Origin of the sequence: Deinococcus phoenicis, from assembly GCF_000599865.1 — a bacterium.
GTDB lineage: Bacteria > Deinococcota > Deinococci > Deinococcales > Deinococcaceae > Deinococcus > Deinococcus phoenicis.
Window position 1 is genome coordinate 155,540 of record NZ_JHAC01000033.1, and the last position, 16,881, is coordinate 172,420.

Genomic DNA, 16,881 nt, shown 5'->3' on the forward strand with positions numbered 1-16,881 from the left:
ACCGACCCCACGTTCAGGGGATACCGGAATCAGCCCCCTCACGTCGGGCGGGCTGTCAGGTCGCCGTCATAGAAAAGCTCTAGGCTCAAGGGCGCATGAATGCAGGTTCCGGTCCAGGCTGGCAAGGCTCTCACTCAGAGCTGCCCGCTGGGGTGTTGCGCCGGAGTCTAGACACCTGTGGTTTTCCGTATACTCTGTTCAGGGTTTTACACCCCCTGCCCTCTCAACCACCCACTCTCCGGAGGAAGACATGAAGAAATCCCTGATGCTCGCCCTCGCCCTCAGCACGGCCGCCGCCGCCACCCTCGCCACCGCGCAGGGGACCTTGCGCGTGGGCATGGCCTACGACGCGGGCGGCAAGTTCGACAAGAGCTTCAACCAGAGCGCCTATGAGGGCAGCCAGCGGGCCGCCAAGACGCTCGGCGTGCAGACCAAGGACTTCGAACCCACCGACCCCAGCCAGGTGGTGCAGGGCATCCGGTCGTTCGCCAACAGCGGCTTTGACCTGGTCGTCGGCGTGGGCTTCGGCAACAACGCCAGCATCACGCAGGTGGCCAAGGAGAACCCCGACCTGGCCTTCGGCCTGGTGGACGACGTGTCCCCCGCCAAGAACGTCGCCAGCCTGGTCTTCGCCGAGCAGGAAGGCAGCTACCTGGTGGGCTACCTGGCCGCCCTGAACAGCAGCACCGGCGTGGTGGGCTTCATCGGCGGCATGGACGTGCCCCTGATCCACAAGTTCGAGGCCGGGTACACGGCGGGCGTGAAGGCCGCCAACCCCAAGGCGAAGGTCGTCGCGCAGTACGTGGGCACCACCCCCGACGCCTGGAACAACCCCGGCAAGGCCAAGGAGATCGCGGCCAGCATGCGCGCCAAGGGGGCCGACATCATCTTCGGTGCGGCGGGCGGCAGCACCAACGGCCTGATCGACTACGTCAAGCAGACGCAGTGCCTCAAGGCCAACCAGCTTCCCAGCGGCGTGAAGTTCAGCACCAACAACTTCGCCAAGATCGCCAAGAGCGCCGCCTACCAGAAGGCCTGCGCGGGCAACACCCGCCCGATGTTCTTCATCGGCGTGGACAGCAACCAGAACTACCTGGGCGACTTCGACAAGAACCCCGCCACCATGAACCACGGCCTGACCAGCATGGTCAAGCGCGTCGACAACGCCGTGTACGCCCTGATCAAGGACGTCAAGGACGACAAGTTCAAGGGTGGCGAGCGCCGCTTCGGCCTGAAGGAAGGCGGCGTGGGCTACGCGATGGACCAGTACAACCGCGCCCTGATTCCCAGCACCCAGGTCGCCAAGGTCGAGGCCGTCAAGGCCCAGATCATCGGCGGCAAGATCAGCGTGCCCAGCAAGTAAGTCACAGCTTCAGCCGTATTCCGAGGAGGTGGCCCGCAGGGGTCGCCTCCTTTCGTGTGGCCCATTCGGTGGCCCGGAAGCCGGAGAGCAGGCGAGCCGCCGCCCCGTGCGGCAGCTGGGGTTCGTCCGTTATTCTGGGGCATCTCGCACACGAGGAGGTGGGGCATGAGGTACGAGCCAGGAAACAGGTTCTTCGACGAGATGTTCACGCAGAGCGGCAACGTGCGGCCCCACTACCAGGGCGTTCAGGAGTACATCGGTCAGCAGGGCGTGGCCGAGTTCGAGCGGCGGCACCGGCTCTTAGACCTCGCCTTCCGCAACCAGGGCATTACCTTCACCGTCTATGGGGACGCGCTGGGCACCGAGCGCACCTTTCCCTTCGACCCGGTGCCGCGCGTTATCCCGGCGGGCGAGTGGGCGCATCTGGAAGCGGGCCTCACGCAGCGCGTGCGGGCGCTGAACGCCTTCCTGAACGATATCTACAGTGACGCCCAGATTCTGGGGGACGGCGTGATTCCCAGTGAGCTGGTGTACACCTCCGCCCACTTCCGCCGCGAGGTCCACGGCGTGAAGGTGTCTCAGGGACTCTATACCCACATCGTGGGCACCGACCTGATCCGCAATGAACTGGGCGAGTACCTGGTGCTGGAGGACAACCTCAGGTCGCCCAGCGGCGTGTCGTACCTGCTCGCCAACCGCCAGGCGATGACGCGCATCTATCCCGGCATGTTCGAGGGCCAGGGCGTGCGCCCGGTGGGGCACTACACGACGGCCCTGCTGGCCCTGCTCCAGTCGGTGAGTCCGCGCGAGAACGGCACGGTGGTGGTGTTGACGCCGGGCATGTACAACAGCGCGTACTTCGAGCACGCCTACCTCGCGCAGCAGATGGGCGTAGAGCTGGTGGAAGGCCGGGACCTCTTTGTGGACGCGGGCCGGGTGTGGATGCGGACCACCGGCGGGCGGCAGCAGGTGGACGTGATCTACCGCCGGGTGGACGACGACTTTCTCGACCCCCTCACCTTCCGGCCCGATTCGGCGCTGGGCGTGGCCGGGCTGGTGGAGGTGTACCGTCAGGGCCGGGTGGCGATCGCCAACGCCATCGGGACCGGCGTCGCGGACGACAAGGCGGTCTATGCCTATGTCCCCGACATGATCCGCTACTATCTGAACGAGACGCCGCTGCTGAACAACGTACCCACCTATCTGGGCTGGAACCCCGACCAGCTGGAGTACATGCTGGCGAACGCCGGAGACCTGGTGTTCAAGGCGGTGGGCGAGGCGGGCGGCTACGGGATGCTGCTCGGCCCCTACGCGACCCGTGAGGAGGTGGACACCTATCTGGAGAAGGTGCGCGCCAATCCGCGCGAGTTCATCGCGCAGCCGGTGGTGGGCCTCAGCCGCCATCCCACCTTCTACCCGGACACGGGCGAGTTCGAACCGGCACACGTGGACCTGCGGCCCTACATCCTGTGCGGCCAGGACGTCACCATCGTGCCGGGGGGCCTGACGCGGGTGGCGCTCAGGCGCGGGTCGCTGGTCGTGAACTCCAGCCAGGGCGGCGGCAGCAAGGACACCTGGGTGCTGGACCACGACGGCCCCGCCACGCCCCAGGGCATGAGCCAGCTGTGGCACGGCGACGGGCTGGGGCAGTCGCAGACGCAGAGCCAGTATCAGGGCGGCTTCGGTTCGGCGCCGCTGGGCCAGGGCCAGTCGCAGACCCAGGGCGGCCAGAGCCAGAGTCAGTCCCAGCTGGGCGGCGGGAACCAGACGCAGAGCCAGTCGCAGTCGCGGCGCTACGACCGGGTGCAGGCGGACGCGCAGGACTGGGGCACGCCCCCCGAAGCCGCTTCCTCACCGGAGGACGCGCCCGGCCAGCATTCCTTTCAGCAGGAACTGGCAAAGGACGAACTGGGCGGCGACTCGCGCGCCGGGGAGGACCGCTGATGCTGCTGCTCTCGCGCCTGGCCGAGAACCTGTTCTGGATCGGGCGGTACGTGGAACGCGCGGAGAACACCGCCCGGCTGCTGAACGTGAACTACTCGGCCTCGCTGGAAATGGCGGGGCGCGCCCGCGAGTCCTGGCGGCCCCTGCTGGAACTGACCGGCGGAGAAGCGCAGCTGCGGGCCAAATACGGGCGGGTGGACGCCCGCTCCATCAGCGCGTGGCTGGCCTTCGACCGCGACAACCCGTCGAGCATCGCCAGCAGTGTGCTGCACGCCCGCGAGAACGCGCGCGGCCTGCGCGACCGCATTCCCAGCGAGATGTGGGAGGCCCTCAACCGCACCTACCTGAACGTCTGCTTTCAGGACGAGGCCGTGCTGGCCCGCGACGGGCTGTTCGAGTACTGCGTGGAGGCCCGCGACGCGGCGCAGTTCTTCTTCGGCATCGCCTTTGCGACCCTCCCGCGTGACGAGGGCTGGTCCTTCATGCGCGCCGGACAGATGCTCGAACGCGGGGACAACATGCTGCGCGTGCTGCAAAGCCGCCACCGCAGCGTGGACACCCAGGCGCTGGCCGACCCGAAACAGCGGGCGCTTCAGGACCTGCGCTGGGTCAGCGTGCTGAAGGGCGCCAGCGCCTACGAGGCGTACCGCAAGCGGGTCCACGTCGGCATCGACCCCATCCGCATCGGGGAATTCCTGCTGCTCGACGAGTTTTTCCCCCGCAGCGTGCGCTACAGCGCCGAGAACCTGCATGACGCCCTGGCGCAGATCGACCGCTGGCACCCCGGCGCTCACCCGGAAGTGTTGCGGCTCGCGCGCTGGCTGGTGGCCCGGCTGCAATACGCCCGCGTGGCCGACATCCTGGACGAGGACAACCCGGCCCTGGAGGAACTGCTGGGCGACTTCAACCGGGTGGGCGCGGCCATCGACGCAGCGTTCTTCCAGCAGGAATGAGGCCCGCCTTCTCTCCGGGGCCGCCCGACACGTTCTCTGGACCGGATCACGTTCTTTCCCGCCCGGCGTGCCAGACTGCCCGGCGGGGCCAGCCTGGCCGCACGAGCTGATACGAACGTAAGGTGAGTCGAAGACGAACCCGAGCGAAGCGAGAATAAGAAAATACGGGATTGCGGCGATGGAAACCTATGCTGGTGTTGTTTCCAGCCTAGGTTGGAATCAGAGCAATTCCGTATGAGGGCCATATGCGCTGCGAGATCCGTCATACCACCGAGTACCGCTATCCGAAACCCGCCTGGGATTCTTTCAACGAGGTGCGGCTGCACCCGTCGAGCGAGGCGCGGCAGACCGTGCGGTCCTTTCACCTGCACGTCGAACCCGAAGCCGCGATCACCTCCCACAAGGACTACTTCGGGGCGCTGGTGCATCACGTGCATGTGCATGAGGCCCACACCTTCCTGAAAATCGAGGCGGAGGCTCTGGTGGACACCCACCCGGTCCCCGACCCCGCGCCGGTCCCGGTGGCCGAGCTGCGCGGGCTACGGGGTGGGTACACCGAGTTCCTGGTGCCCAGCCCACGCGTGCCTGCGGGCGACTGGGCCGAGGTCTTCGAGGTGAAACGCCCCGCGCCCGGCGACGACCTCCCCACGTTCCTGATGGACCTGACGACCCATCTGCGCCGCCGCTTCACCTACGACACCCAGGCCACGGCGGTCCACACACCGCTGGCGGAGTTCGCGCGGCACGGGCGCGGCGTGTGCCAGGACTTCACGCACGCCATGCTGGGCGTGGCCCGGCAACTGGGGATTCCCGCCCGCTACGTCAGCGGTTACCTCTACAGCGGCGGCAGCCTGCTGGGCGCGGAAGCCACCCACGCCTGGGCCGAATGCTTCCTGCCCGGCACGGGCTGGCTGGGCTATGACCCCACCAACGACTGCCTGGCCCGCGAGCGCCACGTCAAGATCGGCCACGGGCGCGAATACAGCGACGTGTCCCCGGTGCGCGGCACCTACTACGGCGGCGGACGCGGCGAGCTGGACGTGGAAGTGCGGGTGTACGGCGAGCAGTGAGGCGAGGCGGCGTGGAGGGGGCCGCGCCTCTCGGACTGCTCCCCTCATGCCGCCTCGCTGAAGCCCGGCGCTAGAAAAGACGCGGCTTCGGCGGCTCGTCCAGCGTCGTGTCGAAGCCGGTCTCGTCGGCCCAGACTTTCATGTTCGTCAGGCGGGCGCTGCCGAAGGTGGTGGTAAAGGCCACGTCGCTGGCGTCCCGGCCCTGCGCGATCAGCACGCGGCCCGCGCGGGGTTTGTTGTGGCGGGCGTCGAAGGTGCGCCACTGGCCGTCGAGGAAGGCCTCGAACCAGGCGTGGAAGTCCATCGGCACCGGGTCGGGGGTGATGTCGATGTCGGGCAGGTAGCCGCAGACGTAGCGGGCGGGGATGTTCAGCGCGCGGCAGAAGGCGACGCCCAGGTGCGCGAAGTCGCGGCACACGGCCCGCTTGCTGTCGAGCGCCTGTCTGGCGGTGGTGCTGGAGTTGCTGCCCGCACCGTACACGCACTCGTCTTGCAGAAAGTCGCTGATGGCCTGCACCTGCGCCCAGCCCCCCAGCACATGCCCGAAGCGGTCCCACGCCTCGGCGCTCACCAGGTCGCTGTCCACGTAGCGGCTGGGCAGCAGGTACATGATGGTCTCGTCGGGCAGTTCCTCCACGGGCTGCTTGCGGAGGTCAGGAAGAATGGGGTCGGGGCGGCGCGTCACCTCCGCGATCAGGTCGTGGCCGATGGTGAAGGTGCCGGGCTGGGCCACGGTGCGCCAGACCAGATTGCCGTGAACGTCGGTGTAGGTGTGGATCCCCTCGGCCGCCCCCAGCGGGCGCTGGTCGACGATGCGCTGGCGGGTGCCGGTGGCCCCCAGGCGGTCTGAGGGCTGGACCACGAACAGCATCGGCGTGGGATACGGCACGTCGAAGGTCAGCGAAAAGCCCGCACGCACACGGACGGGCTGGTCGAGCGGGGCGAACCCGGAATCGTTGGGGGGGGTGGTGTGGGCCATGTTCATCCAGTCTGCCGTCTGCGGCGAGGGGGAGGAGAAGTCGGGCGGAGCCTGCGGAAGCGGACGGACAGGGACAGGCGGCGGACACCGCAGGGCTGGCCCTGGACAGGGCGGCGTTTTCCGGTGTTCTTCTCACCGTGCCCGGTTGGGAAGCTCCTTCAGCTTACGGCAGTCGCCCGGGAGCGCGCGAGGGCATCTCTCCCTGCCGTCTCCCTGCCGTGCAGCCGGGCCGGGGCCTGTGCGGGACGGCGCGGCGCCCCGATCACTCGCCCTGCGTGAAGGTGCCCCGAGGTGCTAGAATGGCCTGTTTCAGAGCGAAGGGCAAGGGTGTCCTTACGCGATCAACAGAACCCCTCCGCGGCTCACGGCCCGTCCAGACGCCGCTTTCCCAAAGGAGCCTGAGTTTGCAGAACCAGAACCTGATTGTGCGCGGGGCGCGGGAACACAACCTCAAGAACGTGACGGTCGAGCTGCCGCGCGACAAATTCGTGGTCATTACCGGCGTATCGGGCAGCGGCAAGAGCACGCTGGCCTTCGACACGATCTATGCCGAGGGCCAGCGCCGCTACGTCGAGAGCCTCAGCGCCTACGCCCGGCAGTTCCTGGGCCTAATGGAAAAGCCGGACGTGGAGAGCATCACCGGTCTCTCGCCCGCCATTTCCATCGACCAGAAGACGACCAGCCACAACCCACGCAGCACGGTGGGCACCGTCACCGAGATTCACGATTACCTCAGGTTGCTGTACGCCCGCGTCGGCACGCCGTACTGCCCGATCTGCGGGCGCAAGATCGAGAAGCAGAGTCCCAGCGAGATCACCGACCGCCTGCTCTCGCAGTTCGCGGATGCCCGCGCCATTCTGCTGGCCCCGGTCGTGCGCGGGCGCAAGGGTGAGTACCGCAAGCTGTTCGGGGACCTGCGCCGCGAGGGCTTTGCGCGCGTGCGGGTGGACGGCACGCTGTACGAGCTGGAGGAAGCCGAGAAGCTGAAGCTGGAGAAGTTCGAGAAGCACGACGTGGACGTGGTCGTGGACCGCGTGACGCTGCGCGAGGGCGACCGCAGCCGCATCGCGGAGAGCGTGGAACTGGGCCTGCGGCGGGGTGAGGGCCTGCTCCGCGTGCTGATGCCCGACTCGGGCGCGGAGGAACTGTATTCCGAGAAGTTCGCGTGCCCGGAACACGGCAGCGTGCTCGAAGAACTCGAACCGCGCAGCTTCAGTTTCAACAACCCTTACGGGGCCTGCCCCGACTGCGCGGGTCTGGGCCACAAGCAGGAATTCTCGCCCGAGCTGGTGGTGGACGAGAAGCTCAGCATCGCGGAAGGGGCCATCCTGCCCTGGAGCAAGAAGGGCACCGGCGGCGGCGTGTACTACTGGGACAAGCTCAAGGCGCTGTCCGAGCATCTGGAGTTCGACCTCAAGACACCCTGGCGCGACCTGCCCGCAGGGGCGAAAAAAGCGATCCTGCACGGGCCGGGCGAACCCTTCGAGGTCGTGTACCGCCGGAACGGCAAGGAAACGATGCGCTTCACGACCGAGTTCGAGGGCGTCCTGCCGAATCTGGAGCGGCGCTACGCCGACACCGAGTCCGAGTTCATGCGCGAGAAGCTCGAAGAACTGATGGAACTGCGGCCCTGCCCGACCTGCGGCGGCACGCGCTACAAGCCCGAGATTCTGGCGGTGCGGGTGGGCGGCCTGAACATCTCGCAGGCCAGCGGCATGAGCGTGCTGGAAGCGGACACCTTCTTCAGCGGCCTTCAGGACGGCACGCTGGACCACGCCGCGATCGAAGGGCAACTGCATGAGCACCTGGGCGGCACCGCGAAGGCGCACGCACCGAGGCATTACGAGTACGGACTGAACGAGTTCGGCACCGCCGTCGCCGCACCGATCCTCAAGGCCATCCGCACCCGGCTGACGTTCCTGGTGGACGTGGGGCTGGATTACCTCAGCCTGGACCGCACCGCGAATACCCTCAGCGGCGGGGAGGCGCAGCGCATCCGCCTCGCCACCCAGGTCGGCTCGGGGCTGACCGGCGTGCTGTACGTGCTGGACGAACCCAGCATCGGCCTGCACCCCAAGGACAACCACCGCTTGATCGGCACCCTGAAGCACCTGCGTGACCTCGGCAACACCCTGATCGTGGTCGAACACGACGAGGACACCATGATGGAAGCCGACTATCTGGTGGACATGGGGCCGGGCGCGGGCGTGCATGGCGGCGAGGTGGTGGCCGTCGGGACGCCCGAGCAGGTCAAGCAGGACCAAAATAGCCTGACCGGCAAGTACCTGCGCGGCGACCTGAAGATCGAGGTGCCCGCCACGCGGCGGCGCGGCAACGGCAAACGGCTCAAGGTGATCGGGGCACGCGAACACAACCTCAGGGACGTGACCATCGACATTCCACTGGGCACCATGACGGTCGTGACCGGGCCGAGCGGGTCGGGCAAGTCCACGCTGATCCACGACATCCTGCACGCCACGCTGGCGCGCGAGCTGAACGGCGCGAAGACCAACCCCGGCAGATACGACCGCATCGAGGGCATGGAGTACCTCGACAAGGTGATCGAGATTGACCAGAGTCCCATCGGGCGCACGCCGCGCAGCAACCCGGCGACGTACACCGGCGTCTTTACGGAGATCCGCGACCTGTTTACCCGCACGCCCGAAGCGCGGCGACGCGGGTATCAGGCCGGGCGGTTCTCGTTCAACGTGAAGGGCGGGCGCTGCGAACACTGCAAGGGCGACGGCGTGATGAAGATCGAGATGAACTTCCTGCCGGACATCTACGTGCCCTGCGAGGTCTGCAAGGGGGCCAGGTACAACCGCGAGACGCTGGAGGTCAAGTACAACGGCAAGACCATCAGCGAGGTGCTGGACCTGACGGTGGAGGACGCCCGCACCTTCTTCGAGAACATCCCCGGCATTGACCGGAAGATGCAGCTCCTGTGCGACGTGGGCCTGGGGTACATGAAGATCGGGCAACCGAGTACCACCCTCTCCGGCGGCGAGGCGCAGCGCATCAAGCTGGCCACGGAACTGAGCAAGCGCGCGACCGGCAAGACCATCTATATCCTCGACGAGCCGACGACGGGCCTGCACTTCGAGGACGTGCGGAAGCTGCTGGAGGTGCTGGAGCGGCTGGTGGAGGGCGGCAATACGCTGGTGGTGATCGAGCATAATCTCGACGTGATGAAGTGCGCCGACCACATCATCGATCTGGGGCCGGAAGGCGGCGTGCGGGGCGGCATGGTCGTGGCGACCGGAACGCCCGAGCAGCTGGCCGCCCACAAGGCGAGCTACACCGGCGAGTACCTGCGCCGCGTGCCGGGCATCGTGCCCGCCGCAAGCCAGGTGGAGGAAGCGGAACTGGTGGGGGCGGCTCCGGCCCCGGCCAGGAAGACCCGCGCGAAGAAGGCGGTGGGGGCGTGACGCGCGCCCTCTCGCCCGCGCCGGTGGCCGCGCCGCGTGTCTCGCCCGTCTGGACCGTGCTGCGGCTGCTGGGGGGCTGGGCGCTGGTCGGGCTGCTGGCGTACCTGCTGTGGACGCCGGGCGCCTGGTCCGCGAAGCTGCTCGCCTGGGTGCTGCTGACCATCCTGGCCGACGAGTTCGGCGGATGGTTCGGGTACATCGGGGCGCTGCTGGGGGGCCTGCCGTTTTTCGCGCCCGGGGCGCTGCCCGAGCAGTGGCCGGTGATCGTGCCGCTGGTGGGCGGGGCGCTGCTGGCGCTGCTGCTGGTCAAGCACTCGGGCGGGGCATTCGTGCTGCCCTTCGCCGCCGTCATTTTCACGCTGCCGCTGCTGGCCCTCGGGCGCTTCGGCACCAAGCTGGACCCCACGCTGACGCTGCCGGGCAACGCGACCTTTCAGAAGACCGCGCTCACGGCGATGCTGGCGGGGCTGGCCTTCAGCTTCGTGCGGCAGCTGACCGGTGTGGCGCTGCGCTACCGGACGCGCCGGCAGGCCGCACGGGTGACGACTCCCAGCCTGACCGCAGCGGCGGCCCCGACCAGTTCTCCCAGTGAGGTCATCACGGCCACTGCCAGTCCGCAGGAGGAGCCGGCGGACGCCGGGCCGCACCGCTGATACGCCCCTCGCCTCAGCCTGGGTCATCCGCCCGCTCCTGCATCCGGGGCGGGCGTTACACTTTGAAGCGTGACCAGACTTCAGGGAAGCAACCAGAACCGTACGGTGCTGGTGATCGGCACGCTGATCGCCATCGCGCTGATCGCCCTCGCCCTTTTCGCCGCGCGTGGCAAATCGGCCCAGCAGACCAATGCCGCGAGCTTCAACCTGGCCGGGCAGCCGGTGGCCGGGCAGGCGGACGCGCCGGTCACGCTGGTCGTGTTCGAGGACTTCAAGTGCCCGAACTGCAAGCGCTTCGAGGAAGAATTCATGCCCGAACTCCGCTCCAAGTACATCGACACCGGCAAGGCGAAGGTGGTGTCCCTGAACTTTCCCTTCCTGGCCGAGTCGGCGCGCCTGCCCGTGGACGACAGCAAGTTCGCCGCCCAGGCCGTGGAGTGCGCGTATGTGCAGGGCGGCAGCGAAGCCTATGACCGCCTGAAACAGATCATCTTCCGCGCCCAGGGGTCCGAGAGCGAGGTCTGGGCGACCAAGAGCCGCCTGAAGGATCTCGCCGGCAGCGTGGAAGGGATCGACCCGGCGAAGTTCGCCACCTGCCTCGACAACGACGAGACGGCCGCAGCGGTCGAGGCCGACAAGCAGCAGGCGGAGAAGGCCGGCGTGAACGGCACCCCCTCCGTGTACGTGAACGGCAAACTGGTGCAGAGCTACGACGCCGCGACGGTCGGGGCCGCCATCGACGCCGCCGCGCAGTGAGCGCCCCGGCAGCGAGGTCGGGGTCTTGACCCGCGACAACCGACTGTACCTGGCCTGGGTGATCGCCCTCCTGGCCACCCTCGGGAGCCTGTGGTTCAGCGAGGCGCGCAGCTTCGTGCCCTGCGTGCTGTGCTGGTTCCAGCGCATCGCCATGTATCCGCTCGCGCTGCTGCTCGGCATCGCGGCCCTGCGCGGCGACCTGGGCATCCGGACCTATGCCTGGCCGCTGGCCGCCTGCGGTTGGCTGGTCGCGCTGATTCACAATCTGGAAGACTGGGGCGTCATCCGCACGCTCAAGGTCTGCGGAGTGGGCCAGACGACCGCCGGGTGCGACGTGAAATGGCCGGTCTGGGGCGGCGCGCTGTCGAATCTCAACAGCGTGCTGACCATTCCCGTCCTGTCGCTGCTCGCCTTCACGCTGATCCTCGCGCTGCTCGGCTGGGGGCGCGAAAAGAAGGTGTAGGCCGTCAGCTTTCAGAAAGCAGGAGAGGGGCCGTCTTCGGGCGGCCTTTTCCCTTTTCTTTCCCTTTTTACCGGGCGGAAAGCTGATGGCTGAATTCCGAGCATTGCAGCCTCACACGGGCCGCCCCGCCATCATGAAAGTGGCTGGGACATTTTTTCCGCCGTTTTCCTCACGTGTCTTTTCCTTGCGTGTAGAGGGGGTTTTTGTCAATATTCCCCCCTCTGAGTTTCTCCTCTGATGGCCTCCGAAAGCCGCTCTTATCCCCTCCTTCCTGGGATTTTATTGGGATTAGGGGGTGGAGAAATGCCCTATAGGGCGTGATAAAATAAAGGCTGCTCAAGCGCGCACTTTTTTCAGGAGGTGGCCCAGCGGTGAGTGATAGTCAGCCCTATGTGCTGACCGTGGAAGAGGTCGCGGGCCTCTTCAACATCGGTAGGCGGCAAGTTTACGAGGCGGTTCGTGCCCGGCAGCTCCGGGCAGCCCGATTTGGAACCGCGCTTCGCATCCGGCGTTCAGATGCCGAGGCGTGGTTCGACGCGCAAGTGGAAGGGGGCGCCTCCGATGGGGCGCCTTCTCTCTTTTCCGCATTTGCGGCAACCTCGAACAATCAGGGCTTGTATGTTTGAGCCATGCGCCAGTTTCTCCTTGCCGGGATGCTGCTCCTCACCGCCTGCGGCCCCCAGGGGCAGCCGATGCTCAATGGCTTAGCGAAAGCCCCAAGGTATGCACAGGCATATCGCCACATGAACCCGACAAAACTACCGTTTGAAGAAGACTGGCAAGAGACGTGGGTCGTACCCAACGAGGATGCAGAAAACTTCAACTCTCTCCTTCACTCCATTTTTAATTCAAATGGCTTTACATATTTAAATGAAGACTACGTAAACAATACGGTGATTTTTGGAAGATGCCCGGAGGAAATTATAGAGATACAGTTAAGTAATCCCACATTCGATAAATCCATGTTTGATTTTGTAAGCGTTAGCACGCCATTAGTAATTAGGCCAGATGGTCTCAAGGGTAATCAGGGCAAAGTCATATGCTCCGAAGATACAGAGGTAAGAAACCCCATGATGCTTCAGGGAATGATGCCGATACCCCAGGCATCGTCAGCTATTCCTGCACTTACCCCAAGATATATAAAGTCGGAGCTAGAGCTTGGAGAGTGGGCGGAATACTGGCTAGTGCCTACCGATAGGGCAGAAGGGTTTATATTAGCAATGCAGGTCAGCTTGGGACAGAGTGGCTGGAATATGATTCAAGAAGATAGTTTTTTCGATAAATATTACGCAAATTGTGAAAGTAAACTTATAATTTCTCACAGCCTATTTAATCCCCTCGATAGCAAATACACCGGGGTAAAGATTTTTGCCAATGGTAAAGACTATGGATACTTCAAAACTGATAAAGGTTTTAAGGGTTCCAGTGGTCAGTTCACTTGTGCCGGGTAGCCTTCAGCCGATTCCACACCCTCCAGGCACCATAGCTCATCCCTGATGGATGCCACTGCGGGGCCTCTGGCCCACTGAGAGGGCCTGAATCAAGGTGGTGACGGTGAACCACGTCCCGGTCCATGTGCAGGCCCCCGAGAATCAGCCCCTCCGGGTACTCGCTTCCTCCCGGAATCCCGGCGGCTAGTGGGTCGTCCTCCATGCCCTCGGTGGCAGCCATAACGGCGGCGTGCGCGGGGGTCATCGGGTGGAGCATGTCAAACACTTGGAGATTGTGCGTGTCGCCCGGATACCATTGGGCAGGCTTGCCCAGCACAGTCATATGCCTGCCATAGACGCTCAGCGCGTCGTGGGGGTAACCAATAATCTGGCCCTCAGCGCCAGCGGGCCGATGGAGGACGGCCACCACAGAAACGGGGCGCTTGCCGTCGTGGACCAGCCCGCGCTCCCTCTCCCAGCGCACCCGCGCGGCGTGGACCGCTTGAGCATGACGGCGTTCATCCGGCTCCGAAGTGCGCTCAAAACTGGGTTTGTACTTCCTCCCTCCACCGGGGACGTAAGCACCGTGCGGCTCTACGTGCGTGTATACAGCAGCGCGCAGGGTGGGCAACAGGTCGTTGTTCAGAACGTGGTGGGCGGCCTGTCTGACCCTTGCAGGCTGCGCCGGAATACCCGCCCGTCCGAACTGGCGTTCGGAGTGCCGCGCGAGGGCTTCTACAGGGTCCAAAAGCCGGTGTTCTGGCGCGCTGTAAGCCCGAGAGAGGGCCGCCGCCTCATGTTCAGCCGTAAGGTCCCGCAGGAGGCTCAGTAGCCCCCTGAAACCCTGCTGATGCGACTCCTCGCGCAGGTCGTGAGACAGGGCAAGAAGGCGGTGGAGGCGGCGCAACTTACTCATCGTCACCCATTAGCTGGGCGCAGCAAAGCTCCACGCCCAGCCCGGCGGCCTCGTGTTCAACATCATTCATGGCGGTCCCCCGTGTAGTGCTGGGCAAGGGCCAGGCCCGCGAGAACCGCGAGAACCTGCGGCCCGGTAGCAGCGGTGGCGGCCAGCGCGTCCCGCAGCTCGGCGCGCTGAGCGAGGGAGCGCAGGGCGGCATACAAGTCGTCCAGACCCAACCGCGTCAGCCGGATGAGGTCGCCCTCACCAATCTCCTCCGACCATCCGAGGGAGCGCGAGAGGCCAAGGTGGGTGAATGCTGCTCCGAGGGGCGAGAGGCCAAGGTAAGCGGGCTGCGAGGGTGAGGCAAGAAGCCCGAGGCGCAACGCCTCAGCCTCAGGGATGAGGTTGCCAGAGTGGGGATTGCGGACCAGGCGGGTCATTTCTCGCCCCAGGTCAGCAGCTCCGCCGGGTGAATCCGCCATGACGGCTTTGCCTCGCTGCCGATGTTGACGGCGCGGATACGGCCCTCACGGATGAGGCGGTAAACGGTGTCCGGGTGGACGTGGAGCGCGGCGGCGACATTCTCGGCAGTGAGGTAGCGCGTGTGGCGCTCGGCATTTTCGGTCATGGGGTCTCCAGCAGGCCGCCCCCACGCTGGAGGAAGAGGGCGAAGGGGCGGTGTCGGGGTATGAGCGGCCCTGCCTGCCCGTCCATCGTCGCCTAGCGCACTGGGGGCGTGTTACCAGGGGTGCCACTACCCGATGCTGTTTGCTGCTGGCCTGCGCTCACGAGGCGTACAGGTCCCGCATGGTCCGCAGCGTCACCCGCAGATTCTGCCCGGCTCCGTCCAGGTTGTGTTCCACGCTGTAGACCTCCCAGATGCCGTCAATCCGGCCCAGGCCCACCAAAGCCGCCATCATGCCGGGCCGGACCCCGTGGGTGGGCTTGCACTGCAAGACCAGGGTGTGGGGATAGAAGCGTCCGCGCTCCTCAATTTGGCCGAGGGCCGCGATGGCCGTCATGGGACGGCTGGAGTTGGCGCTGTACTTCAGAAAGACGCGGTCCTTGGCAGCAAAGTTCTTCTTGCCGTTGGGGGTGGCGAGGGCGAAGGTGCCGTCCGTCTGCTGCTGCACGTCCATCAGGTCGGCGGCGCGCTGGCCGCTGACCGTCTTGTACTGCACCGCCTTGCCCACGTCGGTGCCGTACAGGGGGTTGGTCAACTCGCTCTCGGTGGGCGTGCGGGAGACGAAGCTTTCCACCTCCAGCACCGGGCAGAGCGCCTTGGTCACGCGGTCCACGTTGGCGTTGTTGCTGCGCCACAGGTCGTTCAGCCAGTCAATCAGCACCGACTGGGTGCCGCGCTCGTAGGCCGCCTTGGTGGCGGGGCCGTTCCCCATCCCGAAGCCCCCCTGCGCGATGGCTTGCAGGTTGGTGACGAGGGTCCACAGCTTGTCCTTGCGGGCGTCGTCGGTGGCGAAGGTGTCCAGCGTGGACGCCAGCAGCTTGATGTACTTGGGGTCGCTCGCCAGGTTGTGGGGGTAGAACACCGCGATGTTGCCCACCACGTCGTCGCCCGGCGCGACGATTTCGGCCAGCGGCTTGAAAATCTTGCTCCAGACCGCATTGCCCCAGAAGCCCTGCTGGAAAGGGTTCCAGGCCGTCGGGTCGTAGACCAGCCAGATGGCGCGGGGCGCAAAGGGCAGGACCTTCAGCAGGTGGTAGCCGAACACCTCGAAGCCCGTGAGACGCTGGAGACGTAGGCCGCGCTGCTCGACCAGCTGGCGCACCACGTCCAGCGGGGGCTGCATGTAGCCGTCAAAGGTCTCGGGTCCCACCTGAAGCTCGGGGTAGCCGTCCAGACCAATCTGACCACCGCCCTTCGCCAGCGAGGCCAGGGAAGCCAGGCTACCGACCGCAGGAGCATAGAAGAGAATCTTGTAGGCTTCCCCGATGTCCCCGATGATTTGGTAGAGCGGCACCTGCCCCTCTGCCCTCACCGTCTCCCAGTGCCCGGTGAAGTTGGTCCCCTCGATGGCGGCCATGCCGCGCAGGTTCATCACCGCGTCCTGGGGAATCACCCGGAAGCGCAGCGTCGAGGGCCACGGCGAGGCCGTCACTTCCTCAATCATGCCCACGAACATCGGTTCGAGGACCAGCCGCTCACCGGTCGGGGCACCCGGGCCAGTGTGGTAGTACGTCACCGGCAGCCAGACTTCCACCAGCATGTTCTTGTACCGCTGGGCCATGTTCAGGCTGCTCAGCAGCATCTCGGCGGCGTCGTGGTCGTCCACGTACATCTCGATTTCGGCCACGCTCGACCCGTCGGTGTTCTGGCGCAGCTCGATGCCGGTGACGTTGGGCAGCGGCCAGCGGTAGAGCCGGTCCAGCGCCAGCCGCTCGATGGGTTCGTAGTAGTGGCCCCACGACTCGCTTTGCTGATAGCGCGCCTTGAGGTTGTTCCAGCGCTGCTTGAAGACCGCTGCCGTGTCTTCCGCCAGAATGGACAGCGGCCCGAAAAAGGGCATCGCGTAGTCCAGCTCGTCCTGGTAGGGGTTTCGCAACACCACGATGGACTGGACGCTGCCCAGGTTGGTGACCTGCACCCCGGGCGCGCGTTGCTGCGTCTCGGCCCCGATGGCGCTGTAGACCCACAGCGGGTCGTCTCCCCGGAAGTCGGCGCGCGAGGGGGGTTTGACCAGGTCGGCCAGCGTCGCCGCGAAGCCGACCGGCGCTTCAGGGAGGGGCGGGGTGGTGCCGGGCGTGGGGGCTGCCAGGGTGGGCGAGATGGTCGTGCCGCCTGGCACGATGGCCTGGGTGCTGTCTTTGGCGCTTTTCTGGTCCTCGGGGAAGCGGATGATGGAGGTCACGGGGCTGGAGCGGAGGAAGTCCTCCAGGCGGGTGAGCTTCACGCCCCCCGAGATGACCCGTCCACGCCGGGCGG

At 66.0% G+C, this 16,881-nt stretch carries 15 protein-coding genes; 10 read left to right on the plus strand and 5 right to left on the minus strand.

The annotated features are described in order from the left end of the window. Positions 1–250: 250 nt before the first annotated feature. From DEIPH_RS11535 to DEIPH_RS11550, 4 genes are all read left to right on the plus strand, one after another. Positions 251–1,363 (plus strand): BMP family lipoprotein, encoded by a 1,113-nt coding sequence (locus DEIPH_RS11535; RefSeq protein ID WP_034358102.1) that lies wholly within the window; start codon positions 251–253, stop codon positions 1,361–1,363. A gap of 165 nt (positions 1,364–1,528) precedes the next feature. Continuing rightward, a complete protein-coding gene (locus DEIPH_RS11540; RefSeq protein WP_034358103.1) occupies positions 1,529–3,307 on the plus strand; it encodes a circularly permuted type 2 ATP-grasp protein in 1,779 nt (592 codons plus the stop codon). Next, positions 3,307–4,260, plus strand: a complete 954-nt coding sequence (locus tag DEIPH_RS11545; protein ID WP_034358106.1) for an alpha-E domain-containing protein — start codon at positions 3,307–3,309, stop codon at positions 4,258–4,260. Before DEIPH_RS11540 ends, DEIPH_RS11545 begins: the two co-directional genes overlap by 1 nt. Positions 4,261–4,505: 245 nt before the next feature. Continuing rightward, positions 4,506–5,330 (plus strand): transglutaminase family protein, encoded by an 825-nt coding sequence (locus tag DEIPH_RS11550; protein ID WP_034358107.1) that lies wholly within the window; start codon positions 4,506–4,508, stop codon positions 5,328–5,330. 70 nt (positions 5,331–5,400) lie between these two features. Here the strand turns inward: DEIPH_RS11550 and DEIPH_RS11555 are convergent, their stop codons facing one another. Next, on the minus strand, positions 5,401–6,309 hold the full coding sequence (locus tag DEIPH_RS11555) for a transglutaminase-like domain-containing protein (protein ID WP_034358191.1): 909 nt from the start codon (positions 6,307–6,309) through the stop codon (positions 5,401–5,403). A gap of 404 nt (positions 6,310–6,713) precedes the next feature. Here DEIPH_RS11555 and uvrA point away from each other — a divergent pair, with 404 nt between their 5' ends. From uvrA to DEIPH_RS19845, 6 genes are all read left to right on the plus strand, one after another. Beyond that, positions 6,714–9,737: an excinuclease ABC subunit UvrA gene (uvrA, locus tag DEIPH_RS11560; RefSeq protein WP_034358109.1), complete on the plus strand. Its 3,024-nt coding sequence runs from the start codon at positions 6,714–6,716 to the stop codon at positions 9,735–9,737. Then, positions 9,734–10,390 (plus strand): hypothetical protein, encoded by a 657-nt coding sequence (locus DEIPH_RS11565; protein ID WP_051517331.1) that lies wholly within the window; start codon positions 9,734–9,736, stop codon positions 10,388–10,390. Before uvrA ends, DEIPH_RS11565 begins: the two co-directional genes overlap by 4 nt. Before the next feature lie 69 nt (positions 10,391–10,459). Continuing rightward, on the plus strand, positions 10,460–11,146 hold the full coding sequence (locus DEIPH_RS11570; RefSeq protein WP_034358111.1) for a DsbA family protein: 687 nt from the start codon (positions 10,460–10,462) through the stop codon (positions 11,144–11,146). Positions 11,147–11,171: 25 nt separating this feature from the next. Continuing rightward, positions 11,172–11,609 carry a disulfide bond formation protein B gene (locus tag DEIPH_RS11575; protein WP_034358113.1) on the plus strand — a complete coding sequence of 146 codons (438 nt, stop codon included), beginning with the start codon at positions 11,172–11,174 and terminating at the stop codon, positions 11,607–11,609. Between the two features lie 401 nt (positions 11,610–12,010). Continuing rightward, positions 12,011–12,235 (plus strand): helix-turn-helix domain-containing protein, encoded by a 225-nt coding sequence (locus DEIPH_RS20980; protein ID WP_407636510.1) that lies wholly within the window; start codon positions 12,011–12,013, stop codon positions 12,233–12,235. A 3-nt stretch (positions 12,236–12,238) separates the two neighbouring features. Continuing rightward, the gene (locus tag DEIPH_RS19845) at positions 12,239–13,060 is read left to right on the plus strand and encodes a hypothetical protein (RefSeq protein WP_152544910.1); all 822 of its coding nucleotides are present in this window, start codon (positions 12,239–12,241) and stop codon (positions 13,058–13,060) included. Here DEIPH_RS19845 and DEIPH_RS19850 read toward each other — a convergent pair. The 4 genes from DEIPH_RS19850 to DEIPH_RS11600 all read right to left on the minus strand — a co-directional run. After that, positions 13,044–13,955 carry a hypothetical protein gene (locus DEIPH_RS19850; RefSeq protein WP_152544911.1) on the minus strand — a complete coding sequence of 304 codons (912 nt, stop codon included), beginning with the start codon at positions 13,953–13,955 and terminating at the stop codon, positions 13,044–13,046. The two genes, DEIPH_RS19845 and DEIPH_RS19850, sit on opposite strands and share 17 nt — an antisense overlap. A gap of 62 nt (positions 13,956–14,017) precedes the next feature. Beyond that, positions 14,018–14,380, minus strand: coding sequence for a hypothetical protein (locus DEIPH_RS11590; RefSeq protein ID WP_034358119.1), 363 nt, complete (start codon positions 14,378–14,380; stop codon positions 14,018–14,020). Then, entirely contained in the window at positions 14,377–14,568 is a 192-nt protein-coding gene (locus DEIPH_RS11595; RefSeq protein ID WP_034358121.1) for a helix-turn-helix domain-containing protein, read from the minus strand. Before DEIPH_RS11595 ends, DEIPH_RS11590 begins: the two co-directional genes overlap by 4 nt. 157 nt (positions 14,569–14,725) lie before the next feature. Continuing rightward, the coding region (locus DEIPH_RS11600; protein ID WP_235183231.1) for a hypothetical protein at positions 14,726–16,881 on the minus strand (2,156 nt) is incomplete at its 5' end.